General features: G+C 41.1%; 11 protein-coding genes. 7 read left to right on the forward strand and 4 right to left on the reverse strand.

Features of this window, described 5'->3' with window-relative positions:
* Positions 1-56: 56 nt before the first annotated feature.
* The 7 genes from AAEY94_RS13465 to AAEY94_RS13495 all read left to right on the forward strand — a co-directional run bounded on the left by AAEY94_RS13465 (position 57) and on the right by AAEY94_RS13495 (position 8,291).
* The gene (locus tag AAEY94_RS13465; RefSeq protein ID WP_101085327.1) at positions 57-1,232 is read left to right on the forward strand and encodes a phosphoglycerate kinase; all 1,176 of its coding nucleotides are present in this window, start codon (positions 57-59) and stop codon (positions 1,230-1,232) included.
* 155 nt (positions 1,233-1,387) lie between these two features.
* Positions 1,388-2,452 (forward strand): class II fructose-bisphosphate aldolase, encoded by a 1,065-nt coding sequence (gene fba, locus AAEY94_RS13470; protein WP_101085328.1) that lies wholly within the window; start codon positions 1,388-1,390, stop codon positions 2,450-2,452.
* A gap of 194 nt (positions 2,453-2,646) precedes the next feature.
* Positions 2,647-3,987: an MATE family efflux transporter gene (locus AAEY94_RS13475; protein WP_162023822.1), complete on the forward strand. Its 1,341-nt coding sequence runs from the start codon at positions 2,647-2,649 to the stop codon at positions 3,985-3,987.
* Positions 3,988-4,103: 116 nt separating this feature from the next.
* On the forward strand, positions 4,104-4,844 hold the full coding sequence (locus AAEY94_RS13480) for a DUF481 domain-containing protein (protein ID WP_101085330.1): 741 nt from the start codon (positions 4,104-4,106) through the stop codon (positions 4,842-4,844).
* A gap of 588 nt (positions 4,845-5,432) precedes the next feature.
* Positions 5,433-6,179 (forward strand): hypothetical protein, encoded by a 747-nt coding sequence (locus AAEY94_RS13485; RefSeq protein WP_350979035.1) that lies wholly within the window; start codon positions 5,433-5,435, stop codon positions 6,177-6,179.
* Positions 6,172-6,759 carry a hypothetical protein gene (locus AAEY94_RS13490; RefSeq protein WP_350979036.1) on the forward strand — a complete coding sequence of 196 codons (588 nt, stop codon included), beginning with the start codon at positions 6,172-6,174 and terminating at the stop codon, positions 6,757-6,759. Before AAEY94_RS13485 ends, AAEY94_RS13490 begins: the two co-directional genes overlap by 8 nt.
* Before the next feature lie 89 nt (positions 6,760-6,848).
* Entirely contained in the window at positions 6,849-8,291 is a 1,443-nt protein-coding gene (locus tag AAEY94_RS13495) for a hypothetical protein (RefSeq protein WP_101085333.1), read from the forward strand.
* 172 nt (positions 8,292-8,463) lie between these two features.
* On the opposite strand, the gene AAEY94_RS13500 is transcribed toward AAEY94_RS13495, so the two are convergent.
* The 4 genes from AAEY94_RS13500 to AAEY94_RS13515 form a co-directional block, all read right to left on the reverse strand.
* A complete protein-coding gene (locus tag AAEY94_RS13500) occupies positions 8,464-10,713 on the reverse strand; it encodes a PAS domain-containing protein (RefSeq protein WP_350979037.1) in 2,250 nt (749 codons plus the stop codon).
* 114 nt (positions 10,714-10,827) lie between these two features.
* Positions 10,828-11,436, reverse strand: coding sequence for a TatD family nuclease-associated radical SAM protein (locus tag AAEY94_RS13505; protein WP_350979038.1), 609 nt, complete (start codon positions 11,434-11,436; stop codon positions 10,828-10,830).
* Positions 11,437-11,579: 143 nt separating this feature from the next.
* Positions 11,580-14,732 (reverse strand): efflux RND transporter permease subunit, encoded by a 3,153-nt coding sequence (locus AAEY94_RS13510; RefSeq protein ID WP_350979039.1) that lies wholly within the window; start codon positions 14,730-14,732, stop codon positions 11,580-11,582.
* A 2-nt stretch (positions 14,733-14,734) separates the two neighbouring features.
* Positions 14,735-15,934: an efflux RND transporter periplasmic adaptor subunit gene (locus tag AAEY94_RS13515; RefSeq protein WP_101085337.1), complete on the reverse strand. Its 1,200-nt coding sequence runs from the start codon at positions 15,932-15,934 to the stop codon at positions 14,735-14,737.
* Positions 15,935-16,321: the final 387 nt, after the last annotated feature.

Here is a 16,321-nt window from a genome sequence, read left to right on the forward strand (position 1 = left end):
GGTTAAGCCGGTTGCGCAGCAAGACTTTGTATTAACTTAAAAAGGAACTGCTAATTATGGCAATTATTAACATGACAGATTTAGATCTACAAAATAAGCGTGTGCTTATTCGTGAAGATTTAAACGTACCTGTCAGCGACGGTGTTGTAACAAGTGATGCACGTTTACGCGCATCATTACCTACCATTCAACTCGCATTAAAAAAAGGCGCTGCCGTAATGGTGATGTCTCATTTAGGCCGCCCAACAGAAGGCGAGTTTAACGCTGAATATTCAATGCAGCCGGTAGTCGATTATTTAGCTAAAGCGTTAGACTGCCCAGTGCGCTTAGTGAGTGATTATCTTGATGGCGTTGACGTGAATGTTGGCGAAGTTGTGGTATTTGAAAACGTTCGCTTTAATATTGGCGAAGGTAAAAACGATGAAGCTCTGTCTAAAAAAATGGCAGCATTATGTGATGTGTATGTAATGGACGCATTTGGTACGGCTCATCGTGCCCAAGCATCGACTCATGGTGTAGGTGTTTATGCTCCTATTGCTTGTGCTGGGCCATTATTGTCGCAAGAATTAGATGCATTAGGCAAAGCGCTTGATAACCCTGCTCGTCCAATGGTGGCGATAGTAGGTGGTTCTAAAGTGTCGACTAAATTAACTGTGCTTGAAAGCCTATCAACTAAGGTTGACCAGCTTGTTGTGGGTGGCGGTATTGCCAATACCTTTATCGCAGCTGCGGGTTATAACGTCGGTAAATCATTGTATGAAGCTGATTTAGTGGAAGAAGCAAAGCGTCTTGTGGCAAATGCGAGAAGCCGTGGTGGTGATATTCCTGTACCAACAGATGTTGTTGTAGCAAGCGAATTTAGCCCAACTGCAACTGCAACATTAAAGTCAGTAGCAGACGTGACCGACAGCGATATGATTTTTGATATCGGCCCAGATAGCGCAGAAGCACTGGCTAAAATTATTGAACAAGCAGGAACGATCGTCTGGAATGGTCCTGTTGGCGTGTTTGAGTTTGATCAATTCGGCGAAGGTACTAAGCGTATTGCCCAAGCCATTGCTAATTCTAAAGCGTTTTCTATTGCTGGCGGTGGTGACACGCTAGCGGCAGTCGATAAGTATAACATTGCTGACAAAGTGTCTTATATTTCAACCGGCGGTGGTGCTTTCCTTGAGTTTTTAGAAGGTAAAGAATTACCCGCTGTAGCAATGCTTGAAAAGCGTGGCGCTTAGATCACATATCAAGTATTTGTACCGTAAAACCTAATAATAATTATTATAAAAAAATGCTCTGTCATAACCTACAGGATGTAGGTTGTGCCAGAGTTTAAAATCCGTCCAAACGATAGCGACCTAGGTGAGTAATCACCCTATTAATGGAGAACAAAATGGCTCTTATCTCTCTACGACAACTGCTTGATCATGCTGCAGAGCATGGTTATGGCGTCCCTGCATTTAACGTGAACAACCTTGAACAAATGCGTGCAATTATGCAAGCGGCTGAAGCAACTGACAGCCCTGTTATTGTGCAAGCATCTGCTGGTGCACGTAAATATGCTCGCCCACAGTTTTTAAAATATCTTATGGCTGCTGCGCTTGAGCAGTATCCAGATATTCCGGTTTGTATTCATCAAGACCACGGTACTGATCCTGACATTTGTCAGCGCTCAATCCAGTTAGGTATGTCATCAGTAATGATGGATGGCTCGTTAATGGCCGATGGTAAAACACCCGCGTCATACGAGTATAACGTGGATGTGACTCGTCGTACTGTGGCTTTTGCTCATGCATGTGGTGTGTCAGTTGAAGGTGAAATCGGTTGTTTAGGCAGTTTAGAAACTGGCCAAGCAGGCGAAGAAGATGGTGTGGGTGCTGCGGGTATTCTCAGCATGGACCAAATGCTAACAACTCCAGAAGAAGCAGCGCGTTTTGTTGCCGATACTCATGTTGATGCATTAGCTATTGCGATTGGTACCAGCCATGGAGCTTATAAGTTTAGTCGTAAACCTACTGGTGATGTATTACGTATAGACCGTATTAAAGAAATTCATGCGCGTATCCCTAACACGCATTTAGTGATGCACGGTTCATCTTCTGTACCGCAAGAGTGGCTGAAAATCATCAACCAGTATGGTGGTGAAATTCCAGAAACTTACGGCGTACCATTAGAAGAAATCGTTGAAGGTATTAAGCACGGTGTGCGTAAAGTGAACATTGATACCGATTTACGTTTGGCATCAACGGGTGCAGTGCGTAAATTCTTAGCTGAACATCCTGCTGAATTTGATCCTCGTAAATTCTTAAAAGCATCAATGGAAGCGATGGCTGACATTTGTACGACTCGTTATGAAGCATTTGGTTGTGCGGGTATGGCCTCTAAAATTAAGCCTAAGTCACTACAAGCAATGTATAAAGCTTATCAATCTGGTGAACTTGACCCTAAAATCATGTAAACCTTTTTTACGTTAAAACAGCAAATCAGCTCATTTTTTGAATGAGCTGATTTTTTTGTAAATTAATAACGAAAAACGTTGTTTTTTTAAACGCTATCTAGCATCATCCTCGCCTTAAAAATTGGCGCAAAAACGTCATCATTTATTGATATAACCTTATTCCGTTAGCCATCTTTAATAGTTGAACTCATTATATGCTTGTTAAGCCGAATGCACCTTTATCCTTATTTTCACTGACCTGGCCATTGTTCGTCGACTTTGCTTTGCACTTTTTAACGGCAGCAATTAATACTTTTATGATAAGCCATGTGTCGTATCAAGGTGTGGCGGCGCTGTCGGTTGGTAATATGGTGTTTGAACTGGCCATTACGTTATTTAGTTTCGTCAGTATTGGCGCTAGTGTTGTCATTACTCAGTATTTAGGGGCTAATAATAAAGCTGCAGCCAGTGCCGTAGTGTATTCATCTATCGGATTCAATTTTTTAGTTGGTTTGGTCGCAGCGGTAGGTATTTTAACCGGCTCAACCATGATGTTGAATCTAATGAACTTACCTGCGGAGCTTATGGCCGATGGTAAATTGTATTTACAAATTGTCGGTTTGTGTTTAATTCCCGAAGCGATGGCCATGTGCTTAGCGGCCGGAATGCGGGCTCATGGTTTTACCCAGCAAGCTATGTGGGTAACATTATCGATGAATGTGATCACCTTTATCGGCAACTTATTATTGCTCTATGGTTGGTTTGGTTTGCCACAAATGGGTGTAGCAGGGGTTGCGATTAGTACTGTTGTTGGGCGACTAGTGGGTGTGAGCATTATGATGGTGTTGTTTGTACGCTATACCAAAATACCATTACACATTCCGAGTATTTTGCGTCCAGATAAAGTCATGCTAAAAAAAGTGTTTCACATTGGTTTACCTGCCGCCGGCGAAAACGTCTCGTGGATGCTGCAATTTATGGTCGTCACTTCTTTTGTTGGCTTAATGGGTGATAAAGCCTTAGCGGCGCAGTCATTATATTTTCAAATTTGTATGTTTATCTTATTGTTCGGGCTATCGATAGGCATAGGTAACGAAATTATTATTGGTCATATGGTGGGGGCTAAGCAATTAAAAGCTGCAGAGCATCAAATGTATCGCGCATTAAAATTGGGTTTGATTGTTACCAGTGTTGTGGCTTTATTCGTTGCAATATGGGGACCTAACCTTGTCGGTCTGTTTACTGATGAACAGGACATTATTGTCCTTGTGGGGCAATTATTTGTACTCACGTTAGTTATGGAGCCCGGTAGAACTTTTAATTTAGTGGTGATTAATGCGTTAAGAGCTAGCGGTGATGCCAAGTTTCCGTTTTTTATGGGCTTATTTTCAATGTGGTGTATCGCGGTACCAGGTGCTTATTATCTCGGGATCCATTTAGAGTATGGTTTATTGGGTATTTGGGCTGCCTTAGCGCTTGATGAGTGGGTTAGAGGGTTGGCGATGTTGTGGCGTTGGCGCAGTGGCCGTTGGCAGGCTAAGAGCCTTGTTGCTTAACGCTTAAGGGGATGACTATTTTTCAATTCTGCAATCAAAGTGTTAGTATGCGTGGGAATTTTAAGCGCATGACCCCCCATTAGATTTTGTAAATCGTAAATAAAGGACGAAATGACATGAAAAAACTGCTACTTACTGCAGCTATTACACTAACCATGCCATTTGCAGCACATGCTGGAAGTGAGTTTGTTGAAGGTGATGCCACTCTTGCTGGTGAAGCAGAATTAGGTGCGACTTTAACCACAGGTAATACCGATACTTCTTCGTTTAAAGCGCGCCTAGCGTTGAAACAAGAATTAGGTGACTGGGAAAACGAGTATGTGTTTGAAGGATTATACAAAGAAGATACCGAAGAAGTGACTGCAAAGCGTTATTTTCTTGGTGTGCAAGGTGACTATCAAATTAATGATTTGAGCTATTTGTTTGCTAACACTAACTATGAAGTTGATCCATTCACTGGTTATGATTTCACTTCAACGACGTCAGCTGGTTATGGTTACCGTTTTATTGATACCGACAGAATGTCTTTAAAAGCGGAGGCGGGTCCTGGTTATATTTACCAACAACTTGATGAAGAATCAGCACTGGCAGAAGGTTATGATAGCGACGACAGCGTTGTTGCTCACGCGGTGATTGATTTCCAAACCAAGATCAGTGATTCATCTAAGTTCCAACAGAAATTTATTGCCGATTGGGGTAGTAAATTAGATGCGCGTTCTGAAACTTCATTAACTGCCAATATCGTAGGTGCTCTAGCGATGAAATTTGCCGTTATTGTGCGTTATAACAGTGAACCGCTTGATGACAAAGAAAGCACTGATACTGAAACAAACATGACATTACTTTACGCATTTTAAGTGACTAATCTAAAGCCTAGTTCACTTGAGTGTAAGTAACAGAAAGCTGGCTTTGCCAGCTTTTTTTATGGGCTGTTAGCTGTAATATTGTCTTACCTATATACCAAAAACACTGACTATTGAGCCATTGTGAAGCCGTAACTTACTTATTCAATCGGTAGTACACTAAGGCATCCACTCGCTTGTCAATATACATCCAACCGTTATTCATCGCTAATTAGGTTGATTTTACTTTTAATCAGCTTGCTATTGATGGCTCAATTTCTGCTATTGCCAGCGCGATCACCAGCAATAATATTAGCTCTGTATTGACCATGGTCTTAACCTTTCCCATTTTAAACCTGGGCGAATCAACAATAATATGAATCAATAATAATATGAATTAACAATAATATGAATTAACAATAAGATTAATTAGCAATTTCTATATTCAATATCATGCAATTATACCTTGCGCAAATAATCGCTATATTCGCGGACTGGTTCACGAATTAGCAATATTATCCGGAGGATAGCTGGCTTAACATCCATTAAACTCTCACTTTGAGAGTATACTTTTTGAATCAGTCGATACACTGAGACAGGGCGATGCAAATAGGATGTTGTTGGTTCGACAATACACAACGTTTGTTGGTCGATCAGACCACGGCAGCCCAGTGGCATTTAAATGATCACGAGTATTGGATTCTGAGCCAGTTAGTCCTGCATCGTGGTCAAGTCGTTCCCTTATCTATGCTTGAAACAGTGGCCATTTCAGGCGACTGTCCTCATCAATTATCTCATGCTGAACTACTCGATATTATCGGCAAAATTATTAATTACATGTGTAAGCGCCATACCAACCTTATTGAATATGTACCTGAACAGGGGGTGATTTTATATTCAACTGCAACCGCTAAGCGTACTAAAATCTTGGAATTACCTGAACGGCTATTATCTTTAGGTCAGTATCTGTTTATTATTGTTATTCTACTATGTGTATTATTATTTGTTTACTCTAAGCTTAACCCTCCAGAGTTTGCTCAAGCCGATGTATTGCGACAAGTGCTAAGCCCTGATGGACGTATTGTTCAGTTGTTTGTGTTTGGCAATAATAATCAGCAAGATGCCATTTTGCATGCGGACTGCTTATCATCGCAACTACGCCTTTGTCACAATATTCGCTGGGATTCCATTCACGTTGCTTTGTCGGCCAATCAAGATTATATGAGTTTCACTTTAACCGACTCCAGTGAAGCGACACCATTAATTAATAGTATCAAAGTCAGTATCGATAATATGGGTACGCCATTTATCACCCAGCAATGGCTACAAAAGGTACACATTTGTGGCTAGATTAAGAACCCTATTATTACATATTAAAATACGCCGATTACTACAGTCAAAACGCGGCAAACTTTTTTTTGTATTAAGTTTTCTATTCATTATATTCATTGCTACCAGTGTGCTTAATCGCATTGCAAATACCCATAATGTTTGGTATTTCAATTGCCATGCCGATGGTTATTTCAGTCAACAAGGAGAGTCGTCGTTAACGGTTGATAAAAGCAATTTATGGTTAATGCTAGATATTGATCACCATCAAGCTCAGCTGACTTATAAACTCGAGTCCGCAACCGACGTTACCGAAATTGCTCAACTATTAGGTAAGGTTAAACATGTTGATATTGGCTCATTTACTTATCATTTAGCGTTAACACTGCAACCTATCAGTTGGCAACAAAACAGTCGGCTGCAACCATATTTACGAAATGAATATGGTGTTTCTGCTCACCACTTAATGGCTGGTTCTAGCGTATCTCAGCAGATTCAGGTAATTGACTTAGATAATACATTGACGAGAGCAACGTTAAAATTTCTGCCAAGTAATAACATCTGGTCCTGTCAGTTACTATCAGCCAATACTTCCGATTGATTTTGATTGAAAAAATTAACTTTTAGCTTAATATTCCCATTGCGGTATAGTAGTTATGTGTCAATTTTAAAAGGTGTGTGAAATATATAGTGGCAAAAGTTAAAGTAAAACAAGAAGAAGCGTTATCAATAAAGTTCAGTCATCAAATGGGCCCTGGTGATCAACGGGTATTTGATCTGTATTTTTATTTGCCAACAGAAATGGGTATTGGTTCGCATACCTTAGATGAAGAGGATTATTATCACAGTAGTATTCTTGGGCGTCGTTCTTATTATTCTAAAGGGCTGCATTTACCCTTAGTTCAGTCCCGTTTCGTCAGTTTAAATAAACGCACCTTAGAAGAGTTTCGTTTATACCTCAATTTATTCGCTTATCAATTTGCTGTCGCCATTGAAACTGACGTTAAAGAGTTGCACCAAAAACTAGAATTAAATGAATTTTATCCTGCTTTAGATGAGCTTTGTGATGTGGTTGCGCAACTATTGAAAAAGTTTCGACGCAATGAACCGAATGATCCTAAGTGGAAATCTTATTTTGAGCATGCCGATAATTACTTGTCTTGGTTTTGTGAGCAGCAGTTATTAAAGACATTGGCACGTAGTCCTAGAAGTGCTGACTATAGTGATGTTAAAGAAAAAGTGCTCAATTTATGCCGTAACGAGAATCACTACCGCGAGCAAGTATGCAAATATAACTCTATGCAAACCCAGCAAGACGCTAACCGTATTTCAAATAAGATGTTGCTATTGCGTCGACTCATTCAACAAGGCGTAGTATTAAAAGAAGAATTAAAACCGCTTGGAGTAGGGTTAAAGAAATTTGTTACTGGCGTCGCCACTGGGTTGGTGATGTTGGTGGTATCGGCATTGATTATAAAAGCCCAAGGTTTCTTTAATGGCTTAACCTTGACCTTGTTGCTGACGTTAGCGGTTATTTATGGTTTCAGGGAAATCTTTAAAGAGGATTTTCGTAATGCGATGTGGCGGCTTATCCAACGCGGTCGTCCAAGATGGAGCCGTATTTTACGGGATACCACGACTCAAACCGTGGTGGCTAAGCAGTTAGTTTGGCTCGAATTCATGCGCAGCCAAGATATTCCCAAAACGGTGGCAGATATTATGAGGCAACGCCACAGCCAGAATAAAGTGGATTCGGAAGTACTGCATTATCGTATTGCGACTAAGGTGGCAAATAAGCCTTTTGAGGCTGATTATTCACAAATTCAAGAACAAGTGAACTTCAGTTTAGTGCCTTTTGCCCGCCATTTAGAGCGAGGAAAAGCTAAAATATACTCAGAAAGTGAAGGTAATATTAGTAATGAGTCTGTAGAACGTCGTTATCAAGTCAATTTGGTTGCGGTGTTACGTGACGGAAAGCAACAACCTGAATATGCTCGCTTTAAAGTGACCATGAATCGTTCAAGCATTGTTGAAATTACTGAAAGTAAACTACCTGATAATGTTCAGCCTTTCAGGCTCGAATCAGATGAGATCCTTCCTGAAGTGGTGAGTCATCCGAAACCACACGCTTAAGATTAGGTTGGACACCATAATAGTATGTTGATGTTCATCGAGTAGCCCAATGAATGGGCATTATCCATTCATTAAACAACCGTGCAAATTGAATATCACCTGACGTTACACAATACTGCGTCAGGTGATTTAATCTATCAATTTTACGGCGGTTATTACTTTAATTGTTACTTTAAGTGCTACTTTGTTTATTCGTAGGACGAGTAAAGGCTTGGCAAATGTTCTGGTCAACAGATTGTTTAGCTCTTTTTAAGGCTATTTCAGCGTTAGCAAGGTATGTATCCAAACTTTGTGGCTGCAAATAGCTGGCGATACCAATGTTAATCCCTTCACCTAAATTCTTTTCTTCAAGACTTTGAAGCATATTAATCGCATATTGATGTGCAGAGTTTGCATTTGTTTCGGTCAGTAAGATAACGAGCTTTCCGAGCTGCCATTGTGCTATTTGGTAATTAAGCGGTAACTCAATCAATAATTGTAGCTCAATGTCTTTTTGGCGCTTTTCAAGCTGGCTCATGTTACCCATGTTACTGAAAATCCCTTCTGGGTTAATGTCCATTACCAGTAAGCTTGAATGTTCTTTAGTGAGCTCGCTAAGTTTGAAAAAATAATTTTCTAGCTCATTTAAACGTAACACTATGGCACTTCTATGGCCAATGACGTTGCTACTACTTTGGGCCGACACCGTTGGGGTTGTCTGTTCAAATGTGCAAATAAGGTATTCAATATCACCTTCAAATGTCAGCTGGCCTGCTAGCGTCGTTTTTAAACAATGCTCATAACGACTGTGGTTAAATGGCATAATTTGCGCAGTCCACTCTCCTTGCAAGCTAATTTGTGCACTAATATTTTGCCATTGATTTTTCAACTCATCGCCGAGTAATTCAGTGATCGAAATATTGGTGTCTCCGTGTAAAGACATCAGGTTATCAAATTGGTTATTACATTTTACTATTAATCCATTTGCATCGGTGAGTGCCGTAGCAACCGCTCCGCTACTCATTAATTGATAGAGATAGGCTTGGCGCTGGCTTTCAAATAATGCGGTAATGTCTTCAAATGTCACTAACCAATAATGCTCATTACTGTTAGGGCATTTTTTACTGCGAATATGGGTTTGCAACATACTACTATTAAGCGTTTCTAAACTGATCTCACCATGCCATTGCTTATTCTCAATTAACGTCTCTTTAATGTGATTGAAGCGATCATCATCAAGGTGTAACACTCGTTGTAAACTGCGGTCTTTAAGAGCGTCAACTGGCAAAGATAATGCCGCAGCTGCTTTGGCATTAATGCTCTGGATTCGACCGTTATCATTAACGATTAAGCAGCTTAATTCGCTGTTAAACAAACCGTTGCTCAATTGAACGCTATTTTGCTTTGCGCGTCGCTCGAGTACAAATCGATGTCTTAGTATAATCAATAAACTGGCTAACAGTGCGATGAGACATCCAGCGATAATGACTACAATTCGCCATTGTGCATAACGAGTGGCAATGTCGTCATGGCGAATATAAGACAATAAAAAGTATTCTCTTTTAGTCTCATATTGACTGGTTAACTCGACTTTTAAATACACGAAAGTGGCATCATGGCTGTGAAACTGGCCAAAGTTATTCATGGCCATCACTCGCCACAATTCTGGGTAAGACTGCTTTAAACTTGCTCCAAGTGCATCGGGCATATTGTCTAGTGGTGCAGGTTGGTTGGCTCCTGCATAGAGGAAGCCTTGAGTATCCAGCATGAGCAATGGTGAATTTTGATTAAAAAAAGCCGGTTTTATAGTTTCAAGTAATTTAACGATCGAATTGTAAGTGACTAAATACCCTTTGATACTTTGGTCTGGATTTTCTATCCATGATAACTGATAAAAATAGGGCTCTAAGATGCCATCAATGGGAGTAAATGCCATGGGTGAAGTGTAAATGTCGTCGCCGCCCATATTTCTGCCCGAGCCTAATAATGCCGCGGGAAGTTGCATGTTATTGAAACTACCGGTGGTGGAAAACTGGAGTTGTCCTTGAGGGTTAAACAATGCCAACCCAAGCAGTTCTGGAATATTGTTAGTTAATGAATCCCAGTTTTCGATGGTTTTTAATTGCAGCTTTTCTGATGGGTTTTGCAGATATTGGCGCAGTAACTCACCTTTGGCGATGATTTGGGTTCTAAACTGCAAAAATGACACTTTGTCAGACGCTAAGGACGCGACAGTTTGTAATTCACTATAGCGTTGGTCTGCCCAATCTTCTTGTAGGCGACGCTCGCCTAAATTGACCACCATACTAGTGACAATAAACACTGCTATTAATAAAATAATCAATTGGCTTAGCAGCGAAAGAATATGCTGTTGCGACCAATGAGTTGCCTGTGAAGAAATTAATAACGAGTTTGAAGAACTCACTGCTTTGTGTTTAGACATGGTGCCACTTTTTTAGCATTCTCTTGGTGGCAATACTAGCATGAAGCCGGCAGTGGCGAAAACGTCTAGCTGCGATTAGGCGCTATTTGTTTAACCAATGTTATCAAGTTCTCGTTATTTAAATACTACGCCATTTTGTTGTGCGATATCGCGGCAGCGGTCAATGTTGACATTTGCGAGTCCGTTAATGGCACTTACTTGAACGAGAGGGATGTAATGAGGTGCAAGCTTAATAAAATCCAGTAATGCAGTGTACGAATTGGCAAGCTTAGGGCGGCAATGCTGTTGGTAGCTTTCAGGTGTATCGGCGTTAAGCGAAATAGACAAACTGTCGATGCATTGACTGAGCTCTGGCAAAATATTGCGTCGATGAAAGTGATTACCCAGGCCATCAGTGTTTAGGCGTACTTTACCGCCTTGTGCTTTTATTGCATGAGCAACTTGCAGTAAGCAGTCAAGGTTTAGAGTTGGTTCACCAAAGCCGCAAAAGACATATTCTTCAACCTCATGAACATCGCCTAACAAGGGCAAAAGGTCCTCAGCAGTAATACGTCGGGTGAGTGATAAGTCATAGTCGTGTACTTGATTTGAGCCATTATGTTTGGGGCAAAATTGGCATCTTAAAGTGCACCTGGCGGTAATGTTGAGATAACGGTGCTTGCCGATATCGTAAACTAACGTTGGTATAGGTGAGGTGGGTATCGGTAAAGTTGTGTCGCTCATGTCAGGCTTTCTTTCATAGAGATTATAGCGGTCATTTTAGCTGAATTTTAATGGTGACTATGTTGCTCAGCTCGCAGATTTTACTGCAAAAAAAACAGAGCTGAGTTAGCTCTGTTTTTTGTTAACAATTGGGATTAATTCAATTAATGGTGCTCGTCAGATCTGAATTCACTTTCAGCAGGTTTAGGTTGCCACCACCAAATAAAAAATCGTTGCCACAAGCGTTTTATATCATCCAAAATGATGTACAAAATTGGCACCAAAATTAACGTCACTACGGTCGAAAATAAAATACCAAATGCGAGCGATGTAGCCATTGGGATTACAATTTTAGCCTGTAAGCTTTTTTCCATAATAATCGGCACTAAGCCAACAAAAGTGGTGAGCGAGGTTAATATAATGGCTCTAAAACGGTAACAACCAGAATCGATAGCCGATTGCATTATCGATTTGCCCTCTTCGCGAGCGCGGTTAACAAAGTCGACCAAAATCAACGAGTCATTTACCACAACCCCCGCTAACGCCACAATTCCGCACAAACTTAACACGCTCATGGATAAACCAAGAATATAGTGGCCAAACAAGGCGCCAATCATGCCAAACGGAATCACCGACATAATGATTAACGGTTGTGTGTACGATTTTAAAGGGATAGCCATTAAAGCATAAATGGTGAACATGGCAAAAAAGAAGCCTTGGGCTAAACCCAGCATGGCATTTTGCTCATCTAAACTGCCACCATCTAAAGCTGAAGCCACTTTTGGGAAGCGCGCGGTGAGTTCAGGTAAAAAGTCTTCCTGAATTTCGGCGACCACTTTAGATGGCTCAACATTGTTTTTATTCACATTGGCACTAATGGTAATTGCTCGGCGACCATCAACTCGGGTGATCGATGCATATGACTCACCCAGTTCGATATTGGCTACCGTTGAAAACGGTACCGCTGCGCCTGACGGGGTGCGGATAAGCATGTTTTCAAGATCGCCCACAGTGCGGCGCTGCTCAAGTGGGTAACGTACCATGACTTTCACTTCTTCTTTATTACGTAAAATACGTTGGGCTTCATAACCATAAAAGCCGTAACGGACTTGGCGAGCTAAATCTGACAGTGTTAATCCTTGCGCTTCGGCTTCTGGACGAATGTTTAAGCGGATCTCGTGTGAACCCGATGAGAAGTTATCGGTAATATCATACACGCCTTCGTAAGTGGCTAGTTTTGCTTTAAGTACCTTAGCGGCCTCAGATAACTGGTCTAAGTCGGTTGCGGTTAAGCGAAACGATAAATCGCCACCGGCATCGTTGGTACTGGCATTGATGTTAAGCTTTTTAACTGACAATAACTCAGGTAATTGATTACGCCACTCTTCCGCAATTGCGACGCCGTCGATTTCACGGTCTTCGCCTTTAGTCAGTTCAGTAAACACAAACGCACTGCTGCGTGAACTAAGTTCGATATAGCTGTGTTTTACCATTGGGTAACCGTATTGCTCTTCAAGCTTGGCGTTCATCTTATATAACGCATCCTCAACTTGTTGCAGTACTTTTAGGGTGTTCTGCTCAGAGCTACCTTCTTCCATTTCAAGCTGGACTTGAATAAAATCTGATGGAATATCAGGGAAGAAAACCCAGCGTACTTTGCCACTTTGCACTAATGCAAGCGACAAAATTAGTACCCCAATAAACACCGCCACCACGCTATATCGTCGCGTAATACAACGTTCTAAAAAGTGACGATAGGTATTATGAATAAAGTGTTGTAACCATTCATTAAGGGCAAATTTAAAGCGCGAGAAAATGTTAGTCGGTGTAGTGCGTTTTTTGATTTTCATGTGGGCCAAATGCGCAGGTAGAATCAGTTTTGATTCGATCAGCGAAAACGCTAAACACAAAATCACCACCATACCGATGGATTTCCAAATAATCCCCATGGGCCCAGACACCATAATCATCGGGATAAAGGCCGCAATAGTGGTGAGTACCCCAAACGTGGCGGGCATGGCTACTTTTTGCACACCTTTTACGACGTTATCCAACGAGTGGCCGTTTTCTTCTAATTCGGTATAGGCACTTTCGCCGATGACAATGGCATCGTCGACGACTATCCCCAGCACCAGAATAAACGCGAATAAGGTCAACATGTTAATCGACATGTTAAACGGTTCAATTGGCATTAATAACATGGTGCCCAAAAAGCACACCGGTAAGCCCATCATTACCCAAAAAGCGAGTTTAAGGTCTAAGAACAAAGCCAGAATAATAAACACCAGCAGGGCGCCATAAAACATGTTCGACAACATCATGTTTAAACGACCTTGCAAGTAGTGAGTTAAATCACCCCAGGTATCAAGTTTAATATTGCTTGGTAAGCTTTTTTTACGTTCAGCAACGTAGGCTTTAACTTGAGATGAAATATCTAACGCATTTTGATCATCAATACTGGTAATTTCAATGACGGCAGCAGGTTTACCGTTAAAACGGGTGTACTCTAAACGCTCTTCAAAATCATCATTAATGGTAGCGACTTGCGGTAACATAATTCGGCTGCCATCTGCGCGAGTCTCTACCACAATTTGGGCAAAGTCATCAGCAGTATAAGCTTGGCCTTTAGTACGCAGTAAGATGTCACCGTCTTGGGCCCGAATAGAACCGCCGGGTAAATCAATCGATGAGTTTTGTACCGCTAAAGCGACTTGAGTAAATGTAATGCCATATTCGCGTAACTTGTCTTCAGACAGTTCAATGCCAATTTCATAGTCTCGAACACCAGTGACTTTTGCACGAGTGACGGCAGGTAAATCGGTGATGTCGTCTCTGATCGCTTTAGCCATTTCTTTCATGTCATGTAGCGTCATGTCGCCATATACAGACACCCAAATGACATTGTTTTCTGGCTTTATTTGATAAATGTTGGGTTTTTCGATGTTATCAGGGAAGGTCGCAATGGCATCAATACGCAGTTTTGCTTCATCTAGTACTTGCTGCACTTCGTAGCCGTCTTCGACTTCAATCGTCACCGAGCCAACACTATCACTGGCAACAGACGTCACTTTTTTAATGCCGCTAATATCTTGAATAGCTTCTTCTATTTTTATATTAATCCCTTCTTCAATTTCTTGTGGCGCAGCGCCAGGATAGGCCACATTGATATTGATGAGATTTAATTCAAACGTTGGAAAAATTTCTTTATTAATAAGCACAGCACTAAACAAACCGCCAATAAGCAAGGCTGCCATCAGTAAGTTGGCGGCGACACTGTTGCGAGCAAACCAGGCGATAATTCCTTTATTAGTATCCATTATTATTCACCTGCAGTCGTAGCGGCTTGGGTGTCAGTATCGACTGGTTCAGTTTTGGTTTCTTCACCAAGAACTTTAATGGCTTGTCCAGAGTTTAAGCTGTTGATGCTAGTGGTTGATACGCGCTCATTCGCTTTGAAACTGCCTTGAATATAAATGGAGTCAACGTCTGAACGAATAATATTCACTGGGCGTATTTCGATAATATTGTCGGCACTTACTACAGCAACCTGACCATTTCGTACTACATGGCGAGGCAGTTTTACCACATCATTAACGGTTCGACCTGTGATCACGGCATTAACAAAACTGCCATATTTTAAAGGTAGTTGGCCTTCGGTTTTGTTGTTACGCAAATAGGGATCATGAATTTCTGCTACCAAATAGACCATGCGAGTTTGTTCGTCGATGACATTTTCGCTGCGCACTATATTGCCTTGCCAAGAGACTTGTTTACCCGCCAGCAATGCTGTGAGTGTGACTGCTGTTTCAGGATTATCGACCGACTCTAAATAAGCGAGATCTTCATTTGCTAACGGCAATCTGATTTCGGCGATACTGGTGTCGTATAGTTCACCTAAATTTGTGCCTAACGTGACATATTGGCCTAAGTCGACATTGCGGGCCTTAATGATGCCGTCAAATGGTGCGCGAATAACGGTGCGGGCTAAGTTACGTTGTGCACGGGCTAATGCCGCTTCTGCATACTTGACGTTGGCTTGTTCTTTTTTCAGTTGTGGGATACGTAACCCAAGTTCTGGCGGTAAGCCTTTACCAAAATCTTTAAATTCAATTTTAGCCACAACACCGCGGGCTTTCTCTTCATTTAATGCTGCAGTGGCCTGTGCGACAGTCGCTTCGGCCTGAATAAGGTCAGCTTCGTAATCAGATGGTTCGATAATGGCTAGTTGCTCGCCTTTTTTAACTACGCCACCGGCAACAAAATTGGCTGAAATACTTAGCATGCGCCCTTGAACTTCGGTGACAAGTTGAGTTTTATATTTAGGGTTAACCACACCATAGGAGGGTAAGTTAAGCGATAAGGTTTGCGGCGTAACGGTTTGCACATCAATTATCGGTACACTGATGGCTTCATCTTTTTGCTCGGGTGTCTCTTGGGTGCTAATAAGTGCCAGGGCTAGCCCAACAAATACAATAATGATCAAGAGTGGTGACAATCTTCTTAGTATGATTTTTATCATTTCTTTTGCGTATCCATGCTGAAATAATGCTAAAGACAGTTAACTTCGTTGGCTAACATGTTCATTCAGATTCATTTTATTACTCATTGCATCTAAATTAACAGAGTATGACGTTTATCTAAATAGCCTGATGTAAATAAAATGTTTCAAAAAATTGTGTTTTTTATGATTCTACGATTAACGCTTAATAAGTTGGTTTTTTTGATATGTTTTAGCAAGAATAAAATACAGTATGAAAGTATTAATCCATAGCCATTAATGGTTTAGAGTCTATTTTGTTGGTGGGTGTTTTTTGTGCATAAATTGACATATCTTGACACTTTGTGGCGGTATTCGGTCTAGTTAATGATGATATATAGCGCTTTAGGGATAAAAAAAGCGAATCAC

Source organism: Shewanella sp. AC34-MNA-CIBAN-0136 (assembly GCF_040309945.1).
Lineage (GTDB): Bacteria > Pseudomonadota > Gammaproteobacteria > Enterobacterales > Shewanellaceae > Shewanella.

What these genes read in the sequence shown, in the direction of transcription:
- AAEY94_RS13500 (WP_350979037.1), bottom strand. Translation starts at nt 10,713, where the DNA reads ATGTCTAAACACAAAGCAGTGAGTTCTTCAAACTCGTTATTAATTTCT.
- AAEY94_RS13475 (WP_162023822.1), top strand. Translation starts at nt 2,647, where the DNA reads ATGCTTGTTAAGCCGAATGCACCTTTATCCTTATTTTCACTGACCTGG.
- fba (WP_101085328.1), top strand. Translation starts at nt 1,388, where the DNA reads ATGGCTCTTATCTCTCTACGACAACTGCTTGATCATGCTGCAGAGCAT.
- AAEY94_RS13480 (WP_101085330.1), top strand. Translation starts at nt 4,104, where the DNA reads ATGAAAAAACTGCTACTTACTGCAGCTATTACACTAACCATGCCATTT.
- AAEY94_RS13485 (WP_350979035.1), top strand. Translation starts at nt 5,433, where the DNA reads ATGCAAATAGGATGTTGTTGGTTCGACAATACACAACGTTTGTTGGTC.
- AAEY94_RS13510 (WP_350979039.1), bottom strand. Translation starts at nt 14,732, where the DNA reads ATGGATACTAATAAAGGAATTATCGCCTGGTTTGCTCGCAACAGTGTC.
- AAEY94_RS13465 (WP_101085327.1), top strand. Translation starts at nt 57, where the DNA reads ATGGCAATTATTAACATGACAGATTTAGATCTACAAAATAAGCGTGTG.
- AAEY94_RS13505 (WP_350979038.1), bottom strand. Translation starts at nt 11,436, where the DNA reads ATGAGCGACACAACTTTACCGATACCCACCTCACCTATACCAACGTTA.
- AAEY94_RS13515 (WP_101085337.1), bottom strand. Translation starts at nt 15,934, where the DNA reads ATGATAAAAATCATACTAAGAAGATTGTCACCACTCTTGATCATTATT.